Source organism: Ensifer sp. Root31, from assembly GCF_001424825.1.
Lineage (GTDB): Bacteria > Pseudomonadota > Alphaproteobacteria > Rhizobiales > Rhizobiaceae > Ensifer > Ensifer canadensis.
This window is the reverse complement of sequence record NZ_LMCO01000028.1, coordinates 26,862-51,466: the sequence shown is the minus strand read 5'-3', so window position 1 is coordinate 51,466 and position 24,605 is coordinate 26,862. Positions and strand designations below refer to the sequence as shown.

General features: G+C 58.7%; 18 protein-coding genes and 2 pseudogenes. 13 read left to right on the top strand and 7 right to left on the bottom strand.

Features of this window, described 5'->3' with window-relative positions; translation table 11 throughout:
* Nucleotides 1-36 precede the first annotated feature (36 nt).
* A complete protein-coding gene (locus tag ASD00_RS23335) occupies nucleotides 37-1,008 on the bottom strand; it encodes a LysR family transcriptional regulator (RefSeq protein WP_057209208.1) in 972 nt (323 codons plus the stop codon).
* 101 nt (nucleotides 1,009-1,109) lie between these two features.
* On the opposite strand from ASD00_RS23335, the gene ASD00_RS23330 reads away from it, so the two are divergent.
* Nucleotides 1,110-2,084, top strand: coding sequence for an MBL fold metallo-hydrolase (locus tag ASD00_RS23330; RefSeq protein ID WP_057209177.1), 975 nt, complete (start codon nucleotides 1,110-1,112; stop codon nucleotides 2,082-2,084).
* Nucleotides 2,085-2,847: 763 nt separating this feature from the next.
* The gene (locus ASD00_RS23325; RefSeq protein ID WP_146160879.1) at nucleotides 2,848-3,099 is read left to right on the top strand and encodes a hypothetical protein; all 252 of its coding nucleotides are present in this window, start codon (nucleotides 2,848-2,850) and stop codon (nucleotides 3,097-3,099) included.
* A 39-nt stretch (nucleotides 3,100-3,138) separates the two neighbouring features.
* Here the strand turns inward: ASD00_RS23325 and ASD00_RS23320 are convergent, their stop codons facing one another.
* The gene (locus ASD00_RS23320) at nucleotides 3,139-3,879 is read right to left on the bottom strand and encodes a 5-formyltetrahydrofolate cyclo-ligase (protein WP_347369215.1); all 741 of its coding nucleotides are present in this window, start codon (nucleotides 3,877-3,879) and stop codon (nucleotides 3,139-3,141) included.
* 48 nt (nucleotides 3,880-3,927) lie between these two features.
* Here ASD00_RS23320 and ASD00_RS23315 point away from each other — a divergent pair, with 48 nt between their 5' ends.
* The gene (locus tag ASD00_RS23315; protein ID WP_057209172.1) at nucleotides 3,928-4,809 is read left to right on the top strand and encodes a LysR family transcriptional regulator; all 882 of its coding nucleotides are present in this window, start codon (nucleotides 3,928-3,930) and stop codon (nucleotides 4,807-4,809) included.
* A gap of 62 nt (nucleotides 4,810-4,871) precedes the next feature.
* Nucleotides 4,872-5,993 carry an HPP family protein gene (locus ASD00_RS23310; RefSeq protein WP_057209169.1) on the top strand — a complete coding sequence of 374 codons (1,122 nt, stop codon included), beginning with the start codon at nucleotides 4,872-4,874 and terminating at the stop codon, nucleotides 5,991-5,993.
* A gap of 233 nt (nucleotides 5,994-6,226) precedes the next feature.
* On the opposite strand, the gene ASD00_RS23305 is transcribed toward ASD00_RS23310, so the two are convergent.
* Nucleotides 6,227-6,646 (bottom strand): helix-turn-helix domain-containing protein, encoded by a 420-nt coding sequence (locus tag ASD00_RS23305; protein ID WP_244494682.1) that lies wholly within the window; start codon nucleotides 6,644-6,646, stop codon nucleotides 6,227-6,229.
* A gap of 155 nt (nucleotides 6,647-6,801) precedes the next feature.
* Here ASD00_RS23305 and ASD00_RS23300 point away from each other — a divergent pair, with 155 nt between their 5' ends.
* The 4 genes and pseudogenes from ASD00_RS23300 to ASD00_RS23285 all read left to right on the top strand — a co-directional run.
* Nucleotides 6,802-8,547 (top strand): chloride channel protein, encoded by a 1,746-nt coding sequence (locus ASD00_RS23300; protein ID WP_057209166.1) that lies wholly within the window; start codon nucleotides 6,802-6,804, stop codon nucleotides 8,545-8,547.
* A 2-nt stretch (nucleotides 8,548-8,549) separates the two neighbouring features.
* A complete protein-coding gene (locus ASD00_RS23295; protein ID WP_057223509.1) occupies nucleotides 8,550-8,837 on the top strand; it encodes a hypothetical protein in 288 nt (95 codons plus the stop codon).
* A gap of 144 nt (nucleotides 8,838-8,981) precedes the next feature.
* Nucleotides 8,982-9,440: a hypothetical protein gene (locus ASD00_RS41220; protein WP_063963334.1), complete on the top strand. Its 459-nt coding sequence runs from the start codon at nucleotides 8,982-8,984 to the stop codon at nucleotides 9,438-9,440.
* 125 nt (nucleotides 9,441-9,565) lie between these two features.
* Nucleotides 9,566-9,797, top strand: a pseudogene (locus tag ASD00_RS23285) (LysR family transcriptional regulator); the annotation flags it as partial.
* 304 nt (nucleotides 9,798-10,101) lie between these two features.
* Here the strand turns inward: ASD00_RS23285 and ASD00_RS23280 are convergent.
* Complete coding sequence (locus ASD00_RS23280) at nucleotides 10,102-11,487, bottom strand: alpha/beta hydrolase (protein WP_107027278.1); 1,386 nt, start codon at nucleotides 11,485-11,487, stop codon at nucleotides 10,102-10,104.
* A 90-nt stretch (nucleotides 11,488-11,577) separates the two neighbouring features.
* The gene (locus tag ASD00_RS23275) at nucleotides 11,578-13,878 is read right to left on the bottom strand and encodes a mechanosensitive ion channel family protein (protein WP_057216279.1); all 2,301 of its coding nucleotides are present in this window, start codon (nucleotides 13,876-13,878) and stop codon (nucleotides 11,578-11,580) included.
* A gap of 406 nt (nucleotides 13,879-14,284) precedes the next feature.
* On the opposite strand from ASD00_RS23275, the gene ASD00_RS23270 reads away from it, so the two are divergent.
* Nucleotides 14,285-14,692, top strand: coding sequence for a cupin domain-containing protein (locus ASD00_RS23270; protein WP_057209199.1), 408 nt, complete (start codon nucleotides 14,285-14,287; stop codon nucleotides 14,690-14,692).
* A 68-nt stretch (nucleotides 14,693-14,760) separates the two neighbouring features.
* Here ASD00_RS23270 and ASD00_RS23265 read toward each other — a convergent pair whose 3' ends face one another.
* Nucleotides 14,761-18,360, bottom strand: a complete 3,600-nt coding sequence (locus ASD00_RS23265; RefSeq protein WP_057209154.1) for a PAS domain-containing protein — start codon at nucleotides 18,358-18,360, stop codon at nucleotides 14,761-14,763.
* 619 nt (nucleotides 18,361-18,979) lie between these two features.
* Between ASD00_RS23265 and ASD00_RS23260 the strand changes: the two genes are divergently transcribed.
* The 4 genes and pseudogenes from ASD00_RS23260 (at nucleotide 18,980) to ASD00_RS23250 (ending at nucleotide 23,728) form a co-directional block, all read left to right on the top strand.
* Nucleotides 18,980-22,006, top strand: coding sequence for a PAS domain-containing protein (locus tag ASD00_RS23260; RefSeq protein ID WP_057209151.1), 3,027 nt, complete (start codon nucleotides 18,980-18,982; stop codon nucleotides 22,004-22,006).
* Nucleotides 22,003-22,635, top strand: a pseudogene (locus tag ASD00_RS41880) (response regulator); the annotation flags it as partial. The gene ASD00_RS23260 and the pseudogene ASD00_RS41880, both read left to right, overlap by 4 nt.
* Nucleotides 22,636-22,644: 9 nt before the next feature.
* A complete protein-coding gene (locus ASD00_RS41875) occupies nucleotides 22,645-23,034 on the top strand; it encodes a response regulator (RefSeq protein WP_225906353.1) in 390 nt (129 codons plus the stop codon).
* Nucleotides 23,024-23,728: a response regulator transcription factor gene (locus ASD00_RS23250; RefSeq protein WP_057209147.1), complete on the top strand. Its 705-nt coding sequence runs from the start codon at nucleotides 23,024-23,026 to the stop codon at nucleotides 23,726-23,728. The genes ASD00_RS41875 and ASD00_RS23250 overlap by 11 nt, the downstream gene beginning before the upstream one ends.
* 603 nt (nucleotides 23,729-24,331) lie before the next feature.
* Here ASD00_RS23250 and ASD00_RS23245 read toward each other — a convergent pair.
* Entirely contained in the window at nucleotides 24,332-24,559 is a 228-nt protein-coding gene (locus ASD00_RS23245; protein WP_057209144.1) for a hypothetical protein, read from the bottom strand.
* Nucleotides 24,560-24,605 lie beyond the last annotated feature (46 nt).

Here is a 24,605-nt window from a genome sequence, read left to right as displayed (position 1 = left end):
ACCGTCAACTGCCTCGCGCCCAGCGCTCCCGCCGGCTCAAGGGTTGGAGATCGGGGCAACAGGCCGTTCAAACCTATCGGCAACGCCGTTGCTCGCGAGACTGTCGCGGATCTGCTGTCGAACCCAGTAATTTGCGGCGTCGCTGTCGGAGTGTTTTGCCCAAACCATGTTCACGGGCGGGAAGGTCAATGATACTGGCAACGGGCTGACCTCCAATCCCAATAGCGGCCCGTATCGTTCGGCAATCCGCGCAGGCACTGTGGCTATGACGGGGCTGAGCTGCGCCGCGGACAGAACGGACATGTAGCCTGGTGCCGCTGCAACAACGTTGAGATCCACCCCCGCAATCTCCAGCGCATCTTTGATGCACCCATGCAAGGTTTCATTCTGGGATATAGTCGAATGTTCAGCGGACAGATATTCGTCAAGTCCGACGGGATTAGACAGTGCGATAAGGTCTGGATTGAAGCAACAAGCCACTCCCGTCTCGTAAAGCTTCTCAAACGATCGGCGGCTTGTCAGGGTATAGGTGCAGCCAACGGCAAGATCTATCGACCCGTCCTCAAGGGAAGGCTCCATCGCCTCGTACGGGAAGACGCGCGCGAGTATCTTGATGCCGGGAGCGAGCCGTCGCAAACGCGCCGTCAAATCCGGAATAAGCAAGAGTTCGATTTCCGGAGACATTGCAATGCGAAAAATTCGTTCCTCTGTAGCCGGATCGAACTCCTCGCCGCCTGTCAGCGCCAATTGGGCTTGCCGCAACGCCTTGCGCACGGGCACGGCGAGGCTCCGGGCTCGCGCGGTAGGTTGCATAACCTGTCCGACGCGTATGAATAACTCGTCCTGTAACAGCACGCGCAACGTCGAAAGCGAATGGCTCATCGCTGGCTGTTGGATTTTCAAGCGTCGCGCGGCTTTCGTAACATTTCCTTCAGCCATCAACGCATCGAAAGCGACGAGGAGATTGAGATCGAAGGAGCGAAGATTGAAATGATCGATAGTTGTCATGACCTGCATCGATTTGCGTGCTGATGCCCCGGAACATATTTGCTCTCCAGGTCAGTTCAAGGCCTGAGTTCTGGAAACCTGACAGCATCTGGAGTTTTTTAATGCACACACGCCGTTCGCTTCTCATCAACACAGCTGGATTTGCGGTCGCCGCCGGGACCGTGGCAGCGTTTCCGGCTGGCGTCTTTGCCAAGGCGCCCATCGTCGGCACGCAAGCCGCTGGCTTTTATCGGATAAAGCTCGGCGACTACGAGATTACCGCCCTCTCCGACGGCACGGTGAAGCTGCCGATGTCCAAAATCTACAGAAACATGGATGAAAAGGAGATCGGCACTTACCTGACTGACCGGTTTCAATCGAGCTCTAGCGAAACTTCTGTCAATGCCTACCTTGTCAACATGGGCGGGCGCCTGGTTCTCATCGATACCGGCACGGGCGACCTGATGGGCCCGGCGTTGGGCAAGCTTGCGACCAATATCCGTGCAGCGGGTTACAACGTTTCCGACATCGACGACGTCATTCTGACCCACATCCACGCCGACCACTCAGGCGGGCTCGTTGCCAACGGCAGCCGCGTGTATGAAAACGCCGTCCTACATGTCAACCAGCGAGAGGCCAAGTTTTGGCTAAACGCAGATCCCAAGGCTAAAACAGACAAGGTGCTCGGCCCGCAGATCGCTCAGGCTGAGAAATGTGTCGGCCCCTATGTCGACGCCGGCAAATTTGAAACCTTCGATGACAATGGTACGCCTGTTGCCGGTTTTGGAACAATCCTGCTGGCCGGTCATACACCTGGTCACAGCGGTATCGTCGTGGAGAGCAATAGCGAAAAGATCGTGTTCTGGGGTGATATCGCCCATGGCGATGTTCTCCAGTATGATCATCCGGAAGTGACTGTCGAATTCGACGTGGATCAGAGCGCAGCAGCATCGACCCGGGCAGCCGCGTTCGCCGAAGCCGCTGATCAGCGGTATTTGGTCGCCGGTGCCCATCATGCGTTTCCTGGGATCGGCCACGTTCGTCGGGATGAGAGCAATTATGACTGGGTACCGCTGGTCTATCGTGCCCAGTACTAACGCTGTCAGACCCTGCCAGGTGGGCACGGCTTTATCGAAAAACAGACCGCCATTCACAACGAAAGTTGTGGATGGTGTTTCGTTAGCTGCAGAGCCCAGTCCCACAGTGGTCTGTTTGGGCTTTTGTCGGCATCATTCGGTTCGAAGTCTAATTGTGACGGGTGGATCGTTGGAGAAATGGGCAATGGTTCGAGAGCAACGTTCTACCGCTTACCCCGGAGTTCCCGCAGTTATCGGCACATGACCTGCCTTGTGATCCCTGAGGGGTGAATTTCTTTCCCGGCTCATGAAACCAAATACTTCATGTCAGCATTGAGAATGTCATGGGCGGACTAGTGAAACGAGGGGCAATCCAAGAATGCTCGCTCGTCAAGGACCTGCCGCTGAATCTTCATCCAGCTGCGACTAGAGCCTCGGCGGTTTTGAACCGCCCCAGGTTTCTGGACCAGCGTGCCAGGCTACCCCATGCTCTGCCGCCTTTGAACTCATCGAGGCGATCACGCCGAAGCCTTGTATGCGATTACTTAATCTGCACATCGAATGGACAAGCTCTCTGCTCACGTGCCGGATTTTCCGGCAATCCGGTCTCCTGGCATAGGGTTCGAGCGCGCCGCAGCCAGGATGTTGCCGCCTGGCCCGGCTTTTGCTTTCCTCCTTCTGAAGCACGAACTCAAGGATTGGGCAGACGATGTGGAATGGATTGTTGCTATCGCTGTTGCTGAGCGTTTCGATAGGGTTCAGTGTCAAGGGAGCGACTTCCGGATTGAACGAACAGGTTGAGGAGGCGCGCGGTAACGCGGTGCGGACAACGGTCCACACATCCGTCGGCCTGACTGCGCTCGGCCTGGTGTTCAGCTATCAAGGCCTCTGGCTTGGCGTCGCGGCGGTGTTGTTTGGGATCGGGCTTTCGCTCGTGGCCGCCCGACTGGTTTCGCAGACGGTCTCGCTCGTCATCTCGACTGTGGCTCTCTGCTCCTACCTTCACCTGGCGGGCCCGTTAGTTTTAACCGTTTGACCGCCGGCCGGAGAACCGGCGCGACTTCGAGCACTGACCTCATGTTCGCAACCGCGTCCTCACCTCGGTCACGACCGCGTTCATGGCAATGTCGTGCCATTGCGGACGGATACTCTCCATCTTCTGCAATTCGAACCCCACCCCGATCACAAGGGGCTTTGGTGTGAGACCGGCGAGTGTACGGTCATAATAACCGCCGCCATAGCCCAGACGGAAACCGCCTTCGTCGAAACCCACCACAGGTGCGATCACGATCGAGGGTTTGATATCCTGCCCGGCGGCCGGTATCGGTATGCCCCACACGCCCCTTTCCAGCGGTTCACCCTGTCGCCACGATCGAAAGCTTAATGGCTGCGCTTTTGCGGCAACCACCGGCAACAGGCAGTTGGCGCCACGGGCAACAAGCGCGTTCATCCAGGGACGTAGATCCGGTTCGCCCCGAAACGGCCAGTAAAGAGCGATCGCCTTGCCTTCAACGTCGGGCAAGAGTGCATCAATCGTTGCTTGGATAGCCTGCGTCCACGTGGCGCGTTCCGCGGCAGATCGTGTTTGTCTTGCATTGATGAGCACTTGACGCTGTTGGTGGCGCCAAACATAGGTCGAAGCTGGGTTTGCCTGCTCGAGTCCCATATATGCAGCATCTACCTCGCTCATGAGACATGGGGGAGACGAATAGGTCGGCGGAATGTCGTCCTCATTGTTCCGGTTCATGATCGTCTGCCTTTCTCCTGATCTCGCGAAGTTTCGAAATTCAGTTCCTGCGGTCGCCTTGATTATCATTCCGATTTCAAGAACAATAGGGCAGTTTCATTCTTCTTGCAGGCTAAAATGGACTTCACGAGCCTTGAAATCTTTCTCGCTGTCGCCGAGCATGCCAGCGTGACGCGCGCTGCCGTCGCGGCCGAACGCGCGCCTTCCAACGTGACGAACCGCATTCGCGCACTTGAGGAAGAGCTGGGCGTTGAACTCTTCAGTCGCGAAGGCAAGAAGATGACCCTCACGCGGGATGGCCGCCTGTTTCGCTCATATGCCTGCCGTCTGATTGCGCTTGGGAAGGAGGCACGCAGTGCGTTGAACCCGACGCGCATGCCAAATACGCTCCGTCTAGGCACTATGGAAAGCACGGCTGCCGCGCGCCTGCCCCTGGTGCTGCAGGCGTTCAACCTGGCTCACCCGGATATCTCCGTGCGGTTGACAATGGGATCGTCAGAGGAATTGACCCGGGCCGTCCTCGCCGAGGAAATCGACTGCGCGTTGATCGCACGGATGCCGATCGACATTGTCGATGCGCCGTCAGACCTGCCCGGTGATCTTGACGCTGAGCCGATATACCGGGAAGAAGTTCTCATCGTGCTGCCGGCGTCCCACCCGCCGATCGCGACGGTTGCGGACGTGCGCGTTGCTTCCCTTGCGGCGCTTGAGCCCGGCTGCACCTACCGGCGCATGGCGGAGAAATGGACCAGGTCAGCCGGATCGATTACAACCACGGAAGTCTCTTCATATCATGCGATTTTGGCGAGCGTCGCGTCCGGCGACGCGATCGGCGTGGTGCCGAGATCCGTATTTGATCTCATGGACTGGGGGGCGGTCAGGATATACCCGTTGCGCGATGTTGAGACGTTGCTTGTGAGCCGCAAGGACAGACGCTCTCCGGCGGTCGAGATCCTGCATCAAGCGATGCTGGCCAATCTCGGCTCATACGCACACTGACCTTCTCGGCTGGCAGCCGGCTGGACCGATTCTTACATGCACTGCCAAAAACGGAAACTTCCATGGACGCTTCACCCAACATCGTGCCTCCTTCAAAGCCGCCCCGCCGTTTCTTTGTGCCAATTCTCGCCGGGGCGACACTGCGCGAGCGCCTTGTTGGCTGCCTCGGGGCGCTCGTTGGTATTCTGCTGACCGGCATGAACAGCGGCAGCGTCTTTGGTGGCGGTGCCAGTCTTCCTCTGATCGTGGCGCCCATGGGTGCATCCGCCGTTCTCCTGTTCGCCGTGCCGGCCAGCCCGCTTGCTCAACCCTGGTCGATTATCGGGGGCAATACGATCTCGGCCTTTATCGGCGTCCTGTCGGCGATGCTGGTGCCCGATCCGCTGATCGCGACGGGTATCGGCGTCGCGCTCGCGATCGCTGTGATGTCGTTTGCCCGCTGCCTCCATCCGCCAGGCGGTGCAGCGGCCCTGACCGCGGTGCTTGGTGGGCCGGTCGTTGCAAGTTGGGGGCTTTTGTTCCCGCTGGTGCCCGTCGCGCTGAACTCCTGCCTGCTGGTCGGGCTTGGCGTGCTGTTCCACAAAGTGGCGAGACGCAACTATCCACATGTTCCGGTGCCCGTTGCAAACGCGCATCAGACGGTTGATCCGCCTTCGGATCGGCGCGGTGGTTTCACGGGCGCAGACGTCGACGCTGCACTCGAAGCGCTGGGGGAAACATTCGATATCACCCGGGACGATCTCGAACGGTTGTTGAGGCAGGTCGAATTGCAGGCTGCGATCCGCGCGACGTCGAATATTCTGTGCAGGGATATCATGTCGCGCGACGTCATCAGCGTCCGGGACAGTGACGACAGCGCGTTGGCGCGCTCGCTCTTGCTCAAGCACAATGTTCGCGTCCTGCCAGTCAAGGACATCGACAACCGGCTCGTCGGCACCGTTGGGCTCAGGGAGCTTTCAGACCCTGACGTCCTGCTGTCGGACCATCTCGCTGTTCCCGTAATCGCCGGCCCCGATGATCGGGCGATGAGCCTGCTGCCCGCCTTGACCAGTGGCACAATTCACGCCGTCATCATCGTTGACAATCATAGTCGTGTTCTGGGGCTGATTTCGCAAACCGACCTGCTTGCAGCCGCAGCGAAGGCAATCCCCGACCGCGAAATTGCGGGCCGAGTGGCAGTGTAACGCCATTGCCGACGGCAAGTCTCTCTCCTCTATTTTTCAGGTCATGCAGTTATACGGCAAACCAGCCGTGGACCCAGCCCGCAGGTTTCATTAAATTCGAAGCACATTGGTGAGCGGAAGTGCGGATCCGAGCAAATCAAGAAAACATGGCTGCCTGCCGGCCGGCGGAGACGCCTGTCCTTGAATCATTTCTTCCCAAGCGTTCTGCATGCGAGGCACCAGTCACGCCATGGTCAGGATTCGGGAAAAGGATCTTCGGCCTGGAGATCGCTGAGCAGCTCTATCAGGCGCGGCGCCATATCACGGATCTCTATCAGGTGAACGGTACTCAGTCGCTTCAAGACGTCCGCAGCCCGGGTGGTAAGCGCGAGTGTCTGCCGGCGTTTGTCGGCAGGATCGGGCGCACGCGTGACATAGCCGGCTAAGACCAGTCGCTCGACAAGTTCGGATGCGGTGTGCGGTGCGATAAGGAGGCGCTCCGCCAGGAGCCCGACGGTCATGGGTGTGTCCCCACGATCGCCTTTTATGGCCAACAGGGCCTGATGCTGCTGACTGGGAAGCCCTTCCTGGTGAGCAGCTGACGTCGAAAACTCCGAAAACCGGCGCAAGATGTAGCGCAGATTGGCAAGGGCCTCGTAGTCGGCGTCAGTGATTTCATCTCTCTTTTTTTTCACCGTTCGCACCAAAGTGTTCCGCTGGCCTCGTCCATACACGCCCAGGAACAGCCTGCCAACTTCGACTTGATTTATATCGTAGTGCGATATAATAGCGCTGTCGCCCTCCATTCTGCGTCTCAACAGGTCTCTCGATGCCATCAAAACTCTCCCACCCGCACGGACACGATTTTATGGGTGGCATTGCTCGCCGCGAAGCTGGCGATTTCACAACGGACCGGCGCGTGCTTCTGCTGATCGGCCTGGCCCTGATTATCGGTACTGGGGGCGCCCTTGCGGCCTGGCTCCTCGTCAACCTGATAGCCCTAGTGACCAATATCATCTGGTTCGGGCGGGTGAGCACCGAGGAGGTTCGCATTGCCGAGGTCGTCTTCTCGCCCTGGATGGTTTTGATCCCTGTCATCGGCGGGCTTGTCATCGGCCTGATGGCACGCTTCGGCTCGGAGAAGATCCGAGGACACGGCATACCCGAAGCGATAGAGGCGATCCTTATTGGCGGCAGCCGCATGTCGGCGAAGGTTGCCGTCTTGAAGCCACTGTCGTCGGCACTTTCGATTGGCACGGGAGGGCCGTTCGGGGCCGAAGGGCCGATCATCATGACCGGTGGCGCGATCGGTTCGCTGTTTGCGCAGTTTTTCCACTTGAGTGCAGCGGAGCGCAAAACGTTACTGGTTGCTGGCGCGGCAGCGGGTATGACGGCGATTTTCGGCTCACCGGTTGCCGCCGTCATGCTTGCGGTAGAGCTGCTTTTGTTTGAATGGAAACCCCGTAGCTTCATTCCCGTCGTAGTTTCGGTCTGTGTCGCCATAACCTGGCGTCCGCTGTTGTTCGGCAACGGTCCGCTGTTTCCAACGCATTTCCAGACGAGCCTTCCCTGGTGGGGTATTCTCGTTTGTGCGGGGGTGGGTGTTGCCTCCGGTCTTCAATCGGGTCTCCTCACGACCTTGCTTTACAAGGTCGAGGATCTTTTCGAACGGCTACCGATCCACTGGATGTGGTGGCCGGCGCTTGGCGGTCTTGCCGTTGGACTTGGCGGACTGGTGGAACCTCGTGCGCTGGGCGTCGGCTACGATGTCATCGAAGGATTGCTGCATAACAACATCCCGACCTCGACGGTGGTCGCCATTCTCCTAGTCAAGGCTTTTATCTGGCTGATCGCGCTCTCATCCGGTACGTCAGGTGGCGTGCTTGCACCGCTTTTGATCCTGGGAGGCGCGCTGGGATGGCTGCTCGGCCTGGCACTGCCAGGAGATCCGGGGTTCTGGGCGCTCCTAGGTATGGCAGCGATGATGGGTGGGACAATGCGTGCCCCACTCACCGGAACGTTTTTCGCGATCGAGATTACGGGCGACCTTGAATCGCTTATTCCTTTGTTGTCCGCGACGATCGCTGCTTATGCAGTCACCGTGCTCTTGTTGCGGCGTTCCATTGGTGTTGATCCCTTCGAGTCCACGCGCGCCCGCGACATCATGGTCAACACCGTCGACACCTTAGCAGCAACCATGTCCATAGAGGACGTCTGCATGCATTTCGCCTTAACGGACGAAGCGCACCGGACCTATCCGGTCGTGGATGGCGATGGCGCGCTCATCGGCGTCGTGTCCCGGTCCGACGCGCTGCGGTGGCAGCGGGAGCCTGACGTCGGCGTCGAACTGTTGAAAGACAAGATATCGGACACATCGATTCCGATCGGGCACCCCGATGATACCGTTGGCCACATCGCGGATATCATGATTGCGAGCGACGTCGCCCGAATACCCGTTATCGATCCGACTTCCAGAAGCCTGGTCGGTCTCATCGCGCGAAAAGATCTTCTCCGGCTGAGGCAGACCCAGAAATCTGCTGAACTGGAGCGACGACCATACATCGGAAGGACGTGATTGTGCGGAGACAGCCAGCAATCGCGTTGTGCAGACGCATTCTCGCCAGACACCGTGGCCCGGACCGAGCTGCTTATCATGAGCAGTTCGACCTCGACATCTTCCGCGACCTGGAGAACGCCAATCTTGGCTTCTCCGTCGGGGCGGAAACATCGGCTCGCTCAGGTCTCGATCACGCGAACAGCGGGACTGCTTTTACCTGGGACGAGATCGGCATCGAGGATCTGAAGGGTAAGATGATCGAAGCGCGAGATCTGTTGAGGATTGGCGTCCGAACGAGCGGGATGTGATGGCGGATCATCATTGACACGCCAGTTAATCGGATTCAGCCTCTCACCGGATCTGGGTGACGCTGGTTGAGCGATTAACTAGAAACCGTTCGGAATAACGCCTGATTCGACATTGCAATCAACACGCAATCCCTTGGAGGTCTCATGAATCGCTCGACCCGCTTTGACCTTACCAATGACCTATCTTGGGTACCTGTCGATTATAGGAGCGATGCGCGTAGCGGCGAGGCGTTGGATCCCCAAGTTTATACAGAAGGCTATCTCGCAGACCCTACGGAGTGGCACTGGTCTACCTATGATGGCCCGCCGGAGATCAAACTCAGACGTGTGATGGCCATCCTGGAGCAAGCCCGCCTACCGGAACATGATAAAGCCATTCGCCAACTCGGTGTCGGCCCTTTCGAAGATATGATGAGCCACTGGTTGCTCGATCACCTTGAAGCCTACATGCCCTTTAACGATACACTCCGCCAGGCCCTTGAGGGACTTTACATTTTCAACGAGCCGCAAGCGGTGCAGGACCGGTTAGCGCGAATGATGAAGGCAAGCGAAAAGGCGACAGGCATACGACCAAATAGAGATAATCAAACGCGAAATCCCTGACTTCGAACTTTGTACAAAGACAGGGTGTGTCATCATCCGTGACGCGGACGAGACGCTGGCCGACCTTGTAGCGGCCCACCGCGAAGTTGACGCGGTTCTACCGACCGATGGAAACGGCGGTCGAGAGCGTCGTCCATACCTGGTGCAACACCTTCTCGCTGGTGTCACTCGTCTCGGCCGTTCTTGGTATCGGCTTTGCCCCGGAATGGACGCTTGATCTTCCCAACGGCAATTTCGAACTGAGAAAGGTGAGGGGGGCGAATTCAGGATCGGGCTTGGGTCGCCTGGTCCAATAATGAACCGACTGCCGCCAGAGACGACATTATCGATATAGCACGAGCTCTGGACAGAGCGGGAAGTGATAGGCGAGGTGGCGAAAACCTCGTTGTCTCGGGTCCCTCAATCAAACGGATCGGCTTGACCGGGCTTCCCGGATCCCCGCCGTTGCAATGCTGATCCTCCGAGACGAGGCTTTTATCCGGTCAAATCGCGCGCGAACGGGCTCTGGCTTACGCTGCTGCCGCCGCTCGATCCGCTCATTTCCGGCCTGGGCTGTCAGCGATGGCCCGTCGTTCTACTCCGCTCAAAAGAAGAGATTCGTTAGCCGGCGCCCCGCACGACGCTGCCCTACCGCAGATCGCTTCGAAGTTCGGAAAAGCGATCATCGCAAGGCCTGCTGGACATCAGTTACTCGCCAGAAAGGGCGTTTGATCTCGACGATTTGCCGACCTGGATCGCCAGCCTTCACTCTATCGCGGATGAGCGCAACGAAGTCCGCCTTAACAGCCGGATCAGACAAGAAATAACTATGGCCAATCAACCCGCCGCCCGAAAACTCGATGAAATCGACCAAACCGCCCATCTGCGACCCCGCCCACCTGTTCGCCGCCTCGCTCCTGTCCTTGGGCAGCCTATCAACAGCCAGCTGCCCCAGCCGCAAGGCGCTGCCAAAGAGTAGTGTTGATGCCCCCAACGCTTTGTCACCTGGAGACGAATAGACCGTAAGATGCAGAGGGCCCTGAGGCGGGATCTCGCTTGGCCTTGATATGCTGCCGAAGGCCAGGTCTGGATCCGATACCCACGCGAACATCTTGGAGGAAGCCACGTCGAGATCGATATCGGGAGCGAAAAATACCACATTCGCGATTTTGAAACGCTGCCATATCGAGGATCGGCCAACATAAGCCTCAATGCCGAGTTGCTGGATCACGCTGGCGAGGACATCGGTTCCGCGGCTATGGGCCATGAGGTGAAGTCGCTCGACACCCTGTGTTTCTGCGATGATCCGGATGGCTTTCTTGAGGTCCGCGACTGAAAATTCGCTCGACTCGCGGTCGATATTGTAACCGAAAAATAAGCCGCCGGAGCCTCCCGCGGGCCACGTCAGGACAACGCAAACAAACTGGTTCTGCAGCGACCTGCAAATCTCGCCAGTCGCGAGCGCGGCGTCGTCGAAACTGTTACCGTATCCGTGAATAAAGACCACGACTTCTTTACGATCGGCTGTTGCGAGACGACGAGCGACTTCAGCCTGTAGGGATGCGGCGGCCTGGTCGTGGGCCGCTAGTGCCGCCGGAGGGCGGCGTAGCCCGTTTGCGGTCGCCTCGACGCCGTAGGGTGTCGCCGGAAACCGTCCGGTCTCGGAAAACGCGCTGGCACGTAACCGCTTTTTGCTGCTGAGAGAGCTACGTGTCGGGGTGATCGACACCGAGCCAAAGCTCAAGAAACTGGCCCTTTCGGCACCATAAGCCAGTGCACTTTCCGAAGCGGCTACACGTGCGCGATCGGTAACGTAGAGGAGGTCGAAGGTTTCGGAACTTGCGTGAACGGTCTGAGGGCTTTGCGAGGTGGGAGACACAGTTTTGGGCAGCGTTGCAAGCTCCACGCGCTGCGTTAAACAACCAGCGAGGCAGAAAAGGAAGACGAACACTGCCATGGCCCGCCAAAAAATCAACCCGAGCTGTTCGGAAGAGCTGGTCAACTTGCGGCCAAGCCCACGTTCAGCAACGCGATAGCAGTTTGCCAAATGTTTTCCCCTTCGATTCATTTACGGTGTCTGCGTAAATCCGCTCCGGCGCGCTTAGGTGATCGTAGCTTCGTGAACTGCGGCGACCAGGTCGGCACGGCGACACATGCCTCACACAGCCGCCTCGATTTCTACCGGCTTCCTGGCCAGCGTCATGTTTGCCGCCGCAGCCTCCGCTTCAACAATACCGGCGGCACGAGAGCGAACGGTGACAGCGTTCGAGGCAAGGTCGAGGCCGGCTTCGCGCAATGCAGGAAGAAGGCGTTTCATCGCCTCACGCTGGAGTATGCTTGGGTTGCCGGGCCGCGCGGTGAACTTGAGGCGGACGACGAGAGAGTTTTCGGTCACGTCCTGGATACCCTGCATCTTCAAGGGCACGAGGAACTCGCCGCCGGTTTCCGGGTCTTCGAGCATGGCCAGTCCGACCTTCTTGATGGTCTTGCGGATCTTTTCGGGATCGGCGTCGTGCTCGAATTTGAGTTCGAACTTCACCGTACTCCAGTCGCGGCTGTAGTTGGTCACCGCTTGAAGCTGGCCATAGGGGACGGTGTGCACTTGACCGTTCTGGTGGCGGAGCCTCAGGGAACGGAGCGAGATCCGCTCGACCGTCCCCTTGAGCTTGCCGCTTTCGACATATTCGCCGACGCGGAAGGCGTCGTCGGCGATGAAGAAAATGCCGGAGACGACATCCTTTACCAGCGTTTGTGAACCGAAGGAAAGGGCTAGACCGAGCACGCCGAAGCCTGCGAGCAGCGGCGCGATGTTTATGCCGAGGGCGGAGAGAATGACGAGGCTGGTGACGGCCAAGATGCCACCGAAAATGAGGTTGCGGATGAGCGGCAGGATCGTCGCGAGCCGGCTTCGCTGGTGGGCATCCGTGTCGTCCTCCTGGTCGCCGGGTATCGCGACGCGGACGGAGGGTGAGAAAGCCTCGAAACTCTTCCACAGGAAGCTGCAGATGACCCAGGCAGCCACGATCGCAAGACTGATGCGCTCGAGGACGGCGATCCAGCCGACGGCGCCAGAGGTCTCGTGCCCGTCCATTACCGGCCGCCACAGGCCGATGATGGCATGCAGGCCGATCAGCCAGATAGCGCCGGCAAGCGCCGTCTGCACGCTGCCCGAGATCGCCGCATGAAGCGGCGAGGAGGTCAGCGTGCGGCGGCGCGCGGCGGCGGCTCCGGCTAACGAATGGATCCCGAAGGCCAGGATCGGTAGGGCGAGCAGGATGATCTGTGTGGCGCCGCCGGCAAAGCTCCAGGCGGCGCTGTGCGGACTGCCGGCGACGATGGCGGTCATTAGCCACAGTACCATTGCGCTCAGCGCATAGAATTCCGGCACACCGAAGGCGATGGCGCGGCGCAAATGTCCGGGATTCGAGCCGGCAAACAGCGTGCGGATATCGCGGGCGCCGGCGATGAACCAGTAGAGCTTCACGAATGTCAGCGCCGTGACGCCGGTCAGCAAGCAGCCGTCGATGGCGACCGGGTCTAGTGCGCGCTGGTGGGCAAAGCGCACGCTGGCGCTGACGACGGCGACCATCGCGCCATAAGCTGACAGCATGTTGGCGTGAAAGCGGGGATGGGCGATATCGAGCAGACGGATTGCAGGGCGTGTCGGGGCGAAGAGGAAATGGGCGCCCGCAATATAGGCCGCCGATATCAGCGCGATGGTGACGACAGCGTGAGCCAATTCAGCCGAAGCGGTCCCCCGCCCTAGGAAGACCCTGATGACGCCGTGTGCGACGGTTGCAAGGAGCGCGAGATAGGCGATATCGAAGCAGAGTCTGATCATCGAGGCCCGCACACGGTGCAGCCCGTCGACAACCTCAACCGATGCACCGAAAAGCCGGTTCATGAGGAGGCGGCTGGCCAGTGCTGCGGCGAGGCCAGCCGTGATGGCGCAGAGGGCAGTTGTGGCAACAGAAATCACCGACCATCCCTCGGCATGGATCCCCGCCACGACGTCTGCCATCGCCCCACCGATACCGTAGATGCCGGCAAAACCGATTTGCAGCCCATTGAGAAGGTGGCCGGAAACGCTGTCGAAGGATTCCACTGAATCCGCGGCTTGAAAAGCTGGCAGCGTCCTGGCCGATATCTCATTTTCGTCCGTGTCGGCGGAAGGTGCAATGTGGGGCGTTGTCTCGCTCGTTCCAGTGCCGGGTATTGTCGCATTGCCGGAGCCTGCATTTTCATTTGACTCGTCGCGCCATTCGACAGTCACCGACCCGCCGACTTTTAAGGCGGCGCCCAGCGTTTGTTCGATCTCGATGGCACTCTGATCAGGTGTGAGAATGACGGTGATCGAGGACGGTGGCATCTGGGCCAGCGTCAAATGGGCACTGCCAAGGGCGAAGAGGAGCGCGAGGCTTGCCAGCAACCAACAGCGGCTGAGCGGGCTATCTGACATGAAAATCTAACCCTCGAAAGCCAACTGAACGGACGCAGTTTCGGAAGAGGCGCCGCGCGCTTTTTCCGAATTGTCTCGAGCCGCGCTGCGCCAGTCTGACGTAAGCTGACACAACGTGTTAAAATTCCAATTGTCTGTTGGTATAGGGCGACGCGGCGTGCGTGGCGTCGAGTTTGAGGTCTGGCATTGTCGCGCCGGCAACAAAGGCTCATGCCAGCTGCCGAAACCATTGATGCTGCCCAATCCCGGCTGGTCGAGCAACAACGTGCAATGTTTGATTACGCCCGGCCGCAGGGGCGGGCACGTATGCATAACACCACCAACCTACGTATAGCTCCTCCTTTCGGAGCGCCGGGCATACGATCGCACCCGAGATTAATCGAATATGAAGCAGGAGGAGATATTCATGCGAAAGTTGGCGACTGGCTTGATGTTTGCGGCGCTGATTACACCTGCAGCAGCCTCGGACCAGCCCTATAATGCCAAGGTCTCAGTGGTGTTCGACCAAGCGCTTCCCAACGTGCCAGGAAAGAGCATGCGCGGTGTTCTGGTCGAATATGGCCCTGGTGGTCACAACCCTTCACACACGCATCCCAGGAGCGCCTTTATCTATGCCACGGTAATCGAAGGCAGCATCAAGAGCCAGATCAACGACGGCGAAATCAAGGTATACAAGACTGGCGAAAACTGGGTCGAAGTTCCCGGCGACCATCACCGCGTAAGCGCGAACGCCAGCGATAGCGAGCCAGCAAAGATCCTGGCTGTCTTCGTTCTTGATACTGCCGAAACGGAGCTCGTAACACCGGCAAAGTAGGCCGCTAACGGCCGGGGCCGAGGTGCGGCTCCTCTAGACCGGCGATATAACTCCATGTAAGTCGCGCCTCAAGCGACTGTTATTGGCTCAGTCGGCAATGTGAAGAAAAAGATGGTGCCCTGCGGCTCGTTTTTCTCCGCCCAAAGCCGCCCACCGTGTGATTCGACTATCGAACGGCAGATCGCCAGCCCCATGCCCATGCCGTCGTGCTTCGTTGTAAAGAATGGCTCGAAGATCCTGTCCGGGAACTCCACGCCTGTGCCCAGATCGCTCACCGCGATCTGTACCGCGTTGTCCATCGGATACACGCTTAGACCTAGAACCCTGGGCGCATCCGAGGATGTCATGGCTTCGATGCCATTTCTCATCAGATTGACCAGCACCTGCTGGACCTGAACGCGATCCATAGGAACAAACGGAAGTTCGTTCGCAATGTTCACCTCGATCCGGACACGACGTCGTGCAGCCTCGTCGGCCATCAGGCTCTGGGCCTCCGCGATGACCTCGTGGGGGGTGGCGCTCGCTTCGGTCTCCAGGGATCGCTTGAACAATGCGCGGATACGGCTCACAACATCAGCCGCAGCGTTTGCATCGCGCGTAATGCGTCCGATCGTCTTTTGCGCTCGCTCAAGATTTGGAGGGTCGGCTGTGAGCCAGCGTTGACATGCGTGCGAGTTTGCCACGATCGCTGCCAGCGGCTGGTTCACCTCATGGGCGATCGAAGCGGAAAGTTCGGCAAGGCTTGCCGCCTGAAATGCTCGCGCCAGGCCCTCTCGCGTCAAACGCAATTCCTCTTGCGTCCTGACCTCGCTATCGATGTCCAGGCAGATAACATTCCATTGAATAATCGAAGAGTCGGTGTCTCGCATGGGTGCAGCTCGGGTTTCCACCCAGCGGTACTCACCATCCGAACGCCGCAGACGATGCTTCTGCGCATAAGGGGTGCCGTTTTCCAATGCGCGCTCATGGTTCTCGCGGACGAGGGGCATATCCTCACGATGGACAGCGGCACTGAGCGTTGCGGACGGCCGCGGCTCTCCCGATCCGACCGGCGCTTCAAGTTTGTATCCTAGGAAATCGCAAAGCTGCTCACTTCGATAGACCGGATGGCCGTCTGGCCCCGTGCATTCGACCATTGCGGGCAAGGTTTCAATAAGTTGGCGCAGCGAGCGCTCCCTCTCGCGCAGGACCTGTTCGACGCGAAGTTGATCGTCGATGTCGTGACAAATGCCGAACCATTGCAGGATGCGCCCGCCGGTGTCCCGCAGAGGCGCTCCGCGGCCAGACATCCAGCGATACAGGCCGTCGGCGCGGCGCATGCGATAGTTCACGGAGAAGCTCTCGCCAGTGGCAAGTGCCTTGTTCAGTGATGCTTCAAGCGCTGTCATGTCATCTGGGTGGATCGCAGACACAAGAGCAGCGGCCAATGCTTTGCGCCGCCCATCTCCAACATCATGGCCCAGGAATTCAATCAAGCTTTTGTTGAAGAAGACCGGCTCCCCTTCTGGGGTCAACCGCCAGAGCGGGCTGGGTACCATATCCACCAGTTGCGAAAGCTCTCGCTCCCGATCGTACAACCTTTGCTGCGCGCGCACTTCATCATCGACGTCGATGGCGACCGCATACCACTGCATTATCGTCCCGCGCTCATCACGCAACGGCTCGGCGCGCCCGTCCATCCAGCGATACTCACCGTCGGCGCGAAGCATACGATATCGATTCGAGAAGGGTTCGCCTGTCGAGAAGCCGCGTGTGGCGTTCTCCCTCACCAGGGAAACATCGTCGGGATGGACGACAGCTTGGATCATGGCGGTCACGCGCCTCATCCCCAACTTGTCCGCATGCGCAACGTCTAGCCCGAGGAAGTCTACCAACCGCTTGTTAAAGAACGTCAACGCTCCGTCTGAAGCCTGACGTGCGATGAAAGCCGGCACCATGTCCACAAGCAGCGATAGCTCGCGTTCCCGTTCGCGCAACGCGTCTTGGGCACGCATTTGATCGTCAATGTCATGACAAATGCCGTACCATTGGACGATAAGCCCGGACTGATCCCGACGCGGTTCGGCGCGGCTGGACATCCAGCGGTAAACGCCGTCCGCCCGGCGCAGACGGTATCGCATGGCAAAGACTTCCCCGGTGGCGAGCGCGCGGGAAAGCAAATCGTTGAACGGAACCGCGTCTTCCGGATGAACGGATGCCTCCACCAAGGCGGCTAACCGCGTCATACCCGGTTTGAGCGTATCTGAAACATTCAAGCCAAGGAAGTCGATCATGCGTTTGTTGAAGAATGCTGGTTCGCCCGAAGGGGTCAGACGCCAAACGTGGCTTGGAACCATATTGACAAGCTGGGAGAGCTCCTCCTCTCGTTCACTCAGGGCCTCCTGCGCCCTCACCATGTCTTCAATGTCAACAGACACGCCATACCACTGAATGATCGTGCCGGATTCGTCGCGCAATGGTTCGGCGCGCGCCTCAACCCATCTGTGGGGTCCGTCCGCTCGGCATTGGCGATACCTACCCACAAATGACGCGCCCGTCTCGAACGAGCGCTTAAGTGCCTCATCTGTTGATTGCCGGTCGTCTGGATGAATGTCTGTCAGAGACCTTGACCCGTCGGGCGCGATCACCTGCTTGAGAGTCATGCCTGTGATGTCCGTGGCCTGTTTGTTGAGGTAGCTGGGTATACCTTCTGGAGTTGTGCACCATATGAGCGCTGGGACTGCATCGATCAATTGCTGAAGGCGGCGCTCGCTTTCGCGCACAGTCAGCAACGCCAGTTGATATTGTCGCGAGATGGCGGCGACAATCAGCGCTGAAAACGCTGATATCGCCAGGAAAAGCTGCAGCATTACCTGCCTTTGCCTTTGGGACTCGCCGACAAACTGACTGTCACCAGATATTGTAAGTGCCAACGTCATTAAGCCGAGGAGTGTCAGCGCGACTGCGGCTCCCCGGAACTCGAAACGCGCTGAGGCCCAAAGAAGCAATGGCAGGATGATGTAGGGAGACGGAAGATAGTTATCACTCAGGGAGAGAGCGGCGACTCCCAAAAAAATCAGACCGAGCACTCCGGCTTCTGCCAACTGCGCGGCAGATAGTTTGGACTTGCTGCGCCAGTATTGGACCAAAACCAATACAAGTGGCGCAACGAGCAGGATGCCGGTAGCATCTCCAATCCAAAATAGCGGCCACACGCCTGTGAAAGTCTGCGCTTTTACACCGAACCAAGCAAGCGTCGCACTTCCCACCGTCGCACTTATGAGCGGCGCAATTCCCGCTCCAAAAACGACGAATGCAAGGACCTGCTGCAAGGTCTCCAACTTGACCGGCTTGCCGGTCGCCCGGCTGACGAGAGCAGCGCCGGCAATAGCACACAGGGCATTGCCCACGTAGATCAAAAAGCCGGCAGGCAGCGGACTGTGAAACCACACGATCTGCGCGAACATCTCAGCCAGGCAGCCCCCCAATATCCACCAGGGCCAACTGTATGGAGATGTTAGGATCAGGGTAGCGACGAAGACCCCGCCAGGAGGCCAAATCGAAACAGTTATGCCAGGCACGATCGCCAGCACATTTGCGAATCCGCATCCCAACACATAGGCTGCGAAAAATAGCGCGAGATACGCGAACCGCGGGCGGTGCAGCCCGACCCCACGCCATCGGCGCATTGCTGGAAAATCGCGCCGGGCCGATTCTCTTTCAACTGGCGGCACAACGACTGCTTCCCCACTTGATCCTGGTTCGGATCCATCTCGGTGTTGCGTTTGTGTACGCGCTGCTTCTGAATTGGTTTTGCTAACTGGGCGAAACGTTGATTTCATTGGCTTCTCCAACCGGACAGAGAAAGCCTGGGCTTTATTAGCCACCGCTCTACCCCTCATGCCAAAGTTTCAATCTATCGAAATCTACGCTCAGAGGCAGCAAAAACCACTAGCCTAGCTTGGTCGGCCGTCGATATTTGTGGGCGATAAACGGCGCCTTGGCTCGGTATCGCTTGTGAGTCCAGAACGATGATCAACGTGAGGTAGAGCGCGAAGCCACCCTGGACGCCGACACGTAACGGAGGTCAACTCGTTGTCCGGCGGCTCCCACCCCGTCGCAACGATCCAGACCAAGCTATCCTGAAGTACAGGTTAGATTGCACCACCCGGTTGTCATAGATTTCCATAGGGTGCACACGAGGCGCAGCGGGAATAGGATAAGTGACGAGTTCACCCGGTCCTGATCTCAAGACAAGTGCTATGCAGAGCGCTGACAAAGGCTTTCCTCGTCCGGCAGGAGAAGGCAATGACGAAGGCGTTCAACCAACCTGGCAAAATCGCGCCCGATGTATTGCAAGCTGTGCGGTTCATCGAGAGCGTGGTCGGCAACGCTTGGGCCGCCGATGCGTCCGGCAAGATCATTTACGTGAGCGCTGCGGTTCTGTCGCACCTGGCGATTACGCTCGAAGAGTTCAGTTCGCCGGCAGATGGTGGCTTGCTTGGTTGGAGGCGCATGATTCACCCGGACGATTACGGGCTCGTTACTTCTCAATGGAGCAGGTGCCTTGAAACGGGTGAGCATTTCAACGTCGAGCATCGCTTGTTGCGTGAAAGTGGTGCTTACGGATGGAGCAGGAGTTCGGCCCAGCCCTTGCGCGATGGTCAAGGCCGTGTGCTCGGTTGGTACGGCACGTTCATTGATGGAGATACCTCCGTTGCCAGCGAGCGGTTTGGCGATGTCGCAACCGCGGCTTTGGAGAGGAAGGTCACGCAAGAACAGCCGCATTCGTTGAGCCGTATTCATCCAGCCGACCGGACGACGGCCGCTCATGCGGCCGCCCGCGCCTTCTGGACGGGCGTTCCCCAGGTCACCAGGCACCGCCAACTCCAGACAAACGGCAAGTATCGATGGACGGAGACCCGCGCAGAGCCAGGATACAGTGTCAGCATCGACATCGACGATCTGGTAACGGAAAGAGAGCCGCATATAGCGGCGGTTTCCGACCTGTCGGCGGTGGATGATATCGAGCCGATGCGGTCGGCCAGGGCCGTCGAGAGCATATTCGGCAACGGGTGGGCATTCGATGCCGCCGGACGTTGGATCTACCTGCATCCTTTCGCCCAAAGCTCGCTGGGTGTGACGCCGGAGCAGCTGAACACCTCGCTGGATCAGGGCGATACCGCCTGGAAGCAACTGTTACATCCCGATGACTATGATCACGTCGCGGCGAGATGGCGTCGTTGTCTGGAAACTGGCGACGACTTCAATGTCGAGTTTCGCTTTCGTCGTGTCAGTGGAAGCTATGTCTGGGCCAGAACCGCCGCACGGCCCGCGCGCGACAAACAGGGCCGTGTCGTCGGGTGGTTCGGCATAGCGCTCGACATCGATGTCTACAAGAAAACCGTTGAGGCGTTGCGCGGCCGGGAGCGCGAGCTTTCGCAGCTTGTTGACATGGTACCGGTGCAGATCAGGCGTCTTACACCCGAGGGCGAACCGACCTTCTTCAACAAGCGCCTGCTCGATTTCTTTGGCTGGACCGATCTTGCGCAGCTGGAAAGGCAAGGCGAGAGCCGATTGGCCCGCGCGATGGAAAAGCTCGTTCACCCTGACGATGCCGTGCGCCTTCTGAAAGCCGTCCGCCATTCAGTGGTAACAGGTGAGCCTTATTCCATGAAGTATCGCTTGCGCCGAGCCGATGGCGCCTATCGTTGGGTCGACGGCCGCGCAGAGCCCCTGGTCGATCCAAATGGAGCGATCGCGCATTGGTACGCGATCTCGATCGACATCGATGACGAGATGCGAGCGCAGGAGGCCCTTCGCGATCGGGAGCGAGAACTTTCGCAACTGGTCGATATGGTCCCAAGCCTGCTTTGGCGATTGAACCGACAAGGCGAACCGACCTTTTTCAACAAACGCATGATGGCTTTTCTTGGTTTGAATGCCGCGGATACACGGCAGCCAGACATTGACCGGCTGGCAACAACTCTGAAGGCAGCGGTCCACCCCGACGATGCGACCGGCCTCGAGGAAGCGCTTAAATTATCTGTCGCAACCGGCGGGAACTTCACCAAGAGGTTTCGCCTGCGCCGGGCGGACGGCGTCTACCGTTGGGTCGAGAGCAACGCTGAACCGCTGCGCGATGAGAATGGAGATATCCTGCAATGGTACGGCCTGTCGCATGACATCGACGATCAGTTGCGGATCGAGGAGGCGCTACGTGAACGGGAGCGGTCGCTGTGGCAGCTGGTGGAAACCCTTCCGGCGATGATCGACTGCGCCATGCCGAATGGTGAACCAGTCTATCGCAGCCAGCAGCTCCGAGAGTTTCTCGGATACAACCTGGAGGAATTGGACGGCGTTGGAAAGTCCCGATTGAACGGTACGCTTGATGCCGGAGTGCACCCCGATGACGTTGCCGGCGTGAAGGAGAAATATGCGCATTCTCTTGCAACCGGCGAGCCCTACGCGCGCAAGCATCGCCTGCGGCGCTATGATGGTGAATACCGATGGGTTGAAACAAGAGCCGCCGCGATGCGGGACTCGGAGGACAGGATCATTCAGTGGAACGTCATTTGCCTGGACATTCATGGCGAGGTTCAGGTGCAGGAAGAGTTGCGGCTAGCGCAAGAACGGCTCTCTCGCGCTGCCCAGGCGGCAAGCCTTGCCGAACTGTCGGCGTCGATCGCGCATGAGGTCAATCAGCCGCTGGCCGCAATCGTTGCCAATTCCAACGCTTGCCATCGCTGGTTATCGGCCAAGCCTGCGAATCTGGAGCGGGCCAAGATCACCGCCGAGCGCATCATCCGTGACGCAAACTCCGCCGCGGACGTCGTCAGTCGGATCCGCGCACTGTTCAAACATCCCGTCGAAGCGAGGAGCAATACCAACCTGGCAAGCGTAATTGGTGAAGCAATCAATCTCATTGCAGAGGAGGCATTACGACGTCGTGTTCGCGTCGACGTTGATATCGCGCTCGACCTTCCACAGATCGCTCTGGATCGGGTGCATATTCAGCAGGTTCTGGTGAACCTTATCCGCAACGGAATGGACGCGATGGACGAAGTTGCGACCGATCGGGTGGTGAAGGTGCGCACACGTCGCGTCGCGGGGATGATTCAAACCGAAGTCAGCGACCACGGCACGGGCGTCGAGTATCCGGAACGGATCTTTGAAGCCTTCTTTACCACGAAAGTGAACGGAATGGGCATGGGCCTGGCAATTTGTCGTTCGATCATCGAGTCGCACGGAGGGCGGTTGTGGGCGCAGAACAACGAGTCTGAGGGTGCCACGTTTGCGTTTACGCTGCCGATCAAAGTGGATGCTTCGGTATGATGAGAGACGAGCATATTGTGTTCATTGTCGATGACGACAGCCGAATTCGTGAGGCGCTCTGCGAGCTCCTGGCCTCGCACGGCATTCGCGCGATGGCGTTCGGATCCGCCGGGGACTATGTCAACTTTGAAAAGCCGGATGCACCCGCTTGTCTGATCCTCGATATCGAACTGCCCGACATCAACGGTCTCGACCTCCAAAGTGAGATTGCTGAAGGGGAGCATCCACCGATTGTGTTCATAACCGGCCACGGTGATATCCGATCCTCCGTGCGCGCGATAAAGGACGGCGCGGTAGACTTCCTGACCAAGCCGTTTACCGACGCGGATCTGATGAACGCCATAAACGCGGCAATTGCACTGGATAAGGAAAAGAGGGCAGAGCGTGCCGAGTCAGGGAAATTGAAGCGTCGCTATCTTGACCTGACGCCGCGCGAACGCGAGGTTCTGCCTCTGGTGGTGAGCGGTCTTCTCAACAAGCAGGCGGCCGCCGCGCTCGGCATCAGTGAAGTGACGCTGCAGATTCACCGACGCAATGTGATGCAGAAGATGGAGGCGGCCTCGCTTGCCGACCTCGTGCGTATCGCAGAACGCCTGGAAATACCGATCACGCACTCTCGCAGGGTGGGGAAGCCTAGAATGACCAAGCATCGGCGGGTGGTGGCAATTGTCGATGATGATCTGAGACTACTGGAGTCGCTGGAGGATCTTTTGGAGTCCGCTGGCTATCTGGCTCGCAGCTTCTCATCGGCAGGCTCGTTTCTTGCCAGCGGTCTGTCTGGCGTGGATGCAGTTATCACGGATATTGGCATGCCCGGTATGGACGGGTTTGAACTACGAGATTTCGTGAGGAAAGTGCGTCCCGATCTGCCCGTCTTCCTGATAACCGGACGTCACGAGCTTGCCGAACAGCATAGCGGCCAGGACATTGGTGGTTGCTTCCGAAAACCGTTCGACGCGCAGGTTCTGCTTGCTACGCTCGCCAACGCCCTGCGTGATCCAGAAATGGAGGGTAATGATGAAATCTGACCAGTCACTACAGCGAAAGGCAGGTTCGTGGCACCGGAGTGACGGCGAACAGCCGCTCGTCATCATTGTCGATGATGACGCCTCTGTCCGTGAGGCACTGTCCGAGTTGATTGCATCAGCGGGGTTCCAATCAGCCTGCTTCGCCTCGACCCGAGAATTGCTCGCTTCCGACACGCTGCATAGCCCCGGCTGCCTGATCCTGGATGTTCGCATGCCGGGAGCGAGCGGTCTCGATTTGCAGCGTCACCTGACGCAAACTGGAAACCCGAAACCGGTGATTTTCCTCACGGGACACGGGGATATTCCGATGACCGTGCAGGCGATGAAGGCTGGCGCCGTCGATTTCCTGATAAAGCCGGTACGAGACCAGACACTGCTGGATGCAATCACGACCGCGATCGACTTGGATTCGGCGCGGCGGATGGAGACGATGCTCGTCAAACGCAACATGGAGCGGCACGAGACACTGACGCCACGAGAGCGCGAAGTCTTGCAGGAGGTGGCGCATGGACGGCTTAACAAGCAGATCGCTTTTGACCTCGGCATCAGCGAAGTGACGGTGAAGCTTCATCGGGGCAACGTCATGCGCAAGATGGAAGTCGCGTCCCTGAGTGAACTTATCCGCGCCTGGGATAGCCTTCCTGGATCGATGCGCGATGCAGGGCTATCCAAGAGAGCGACTGAAGCATTTTGAAACGTTCTCGTCCGACGCCGGCAGCCGGAGCCAAGCCTGCGAACGTTCCGTCTGGTTGAATACGAGAGTGGCGGTCACCGTCCTCATAGCAATGCTGCTCCGGTGAAAGCGCTTTGTCCTCTTCGCGCATTCAACGGGCCTCCCGTTCGAGGCGATGGTGTCTTGGCAGTGCATGCATGTCTCAAATTGGCTTTGCGTCATGCCACAACAAGGCGTGACCGATCAGTGATCTGGAAATGATCGGGCCGCTTGGCAGTCGGCTGTCCGGTCACTCTGCGTATCCAATCTTTGGAAATAAGGTAACTATACCTGCGTCTACAGGGACACTTCCCCGGAGCCACGATCAAGGAGAAGTAGTCAGCATCGTCAAGCGTGAAACGTCGGTATAGGTTTCATTCCTGGACGACCGCCAGCATAATCAAGGTGCACTCGGCTTCGGCAACATCTCAAGCGTGTTGCCGGACGAGGCCTGCGGCGGCGTTCCCCTCCGCGCCGCAAAGCGGACGTTGTCCGCCAGAAGGCCGTCCCAGCCGCCCCTTGCGGACGGCCTTCTCCCCCATTCTGCGTGCCGGCGGCGTCGCTCCGATTACAAAGGGCGACCTGTCAAAACGCGTCGATTGCGAATTTGCTCGTCATCGCGAGATCAACGCGTTCGAAAGCTAGAGGGCAGCGAGTCCTCTCTAACAGCGCGCTCCATCGCTCTATGCCGGGCAGAGGTACGTCGAGGATCGTCAGCGTCGTCACTTCCTCGCGATACTGAGCCGCGTAGGCGTATGCGCCCATGCCGTGGCCGGCCAGATTGATGGGCGGGCCGAGTTTGAGCACTTTCACGAGCTTCTCGATATCCGCAGCGATCGCCGCTTTCTCATAGCCCGCC

Coding starts and splice junctions, on each gene's coding strand:
- ASD00_RS23275 (WP_057216279.1), bottom strand. CDS start 13,878: ATGTCAGATAGCCCGCTCAGCCGCTGTTGGTTGCTGGCAAGCCTCGCG.
- ASD00_RS41875 (WP_225906353.1), top strand. CDS start 22,645: ATGACCAAGCATCGGCGGGTGGTGGCAATTGTCGATGATGATCTGAGA.
- ASD00_RS23265 (WP_057209154.1), bottom strand. CDS start 18,360: ATGCGCCGATGGCGTGGGGTCGGGCTGCACCGCCCGCGGTTCGCGTAT.
- ASD00_RS23335 (WP_057209208.1), bottom strand. CDS start 1,008: ATGACAACTATCGATCATTTCAATCTTCGCTCCTTCGATCTCAATCTC.
- ASD00_RS23250 (WP_057209147.1), top strand. CDS start 23,024: ATGAAATCTGACCAGTCACTACAGCGAAAGGCAGGTTCGTGGCACCGG.
- ASD00_RS23315 (WP_057209172.1), top strand. CDS start 3,928: ATGGACTTCACGAGCCTTGAAATCTTTCTCGCTGTCGCCGAGCATGCC.
- ASD00_RS41220 (WP_063963334.1), top strand. CDS start 8,982: ATGAATCGCTCGACCCGCTTTGACCTTACCAATGACCTATCTTGGGTA.
- ASD00_RS23300 (WP_057209166.1), top strand. CDS start 6,802: ATGCCATCAAAACTCTCCCACCCGCACGGACACGATTTTATGGGTGGC.
- ASD00_RS23320 (WP_347369215.1), bottom strand. CDS start 3,879: ATGATAATCAAGGCGACCGCAGGAACTGAATTTCGAAACTTCGCGAGA.
- ASD00_RS23310 (WP_057209169.1), top strand. CDS start 4,872: ATGGACGCTTCACCCAACATCGTGCCTCCTTCAAAGCCGCCCCGCCGT.
- ASD00_RS23270 (WP_057209199.1), top strand. CDS start 14,285: ATGCGAAAGTTGGCGACTGGCTTGATGTTTGCGGCGCTGATTACACCT.
- ASD00_RS23330 (WP_057209177.1), top strand. CDS start 1,110: ATGCACACACGCCGTTCGCTTCTCATCAACACAGCTGGATTTGCGGTC.
- ASD00_RS23260 (WP_057209151.1), top strand. CDS start 18,980: ATGACGAAGGCGTTCAACCAACCTGGCAAAATCGCGCCCGATGTATTG.
- ASD00_RS23280 (WP_107027278.1), bottom strand. CDS start 11,487: ATGAATCGAAGGGGAAAACATTTGGCAAACTGCTATCGCGTTGCTGAA.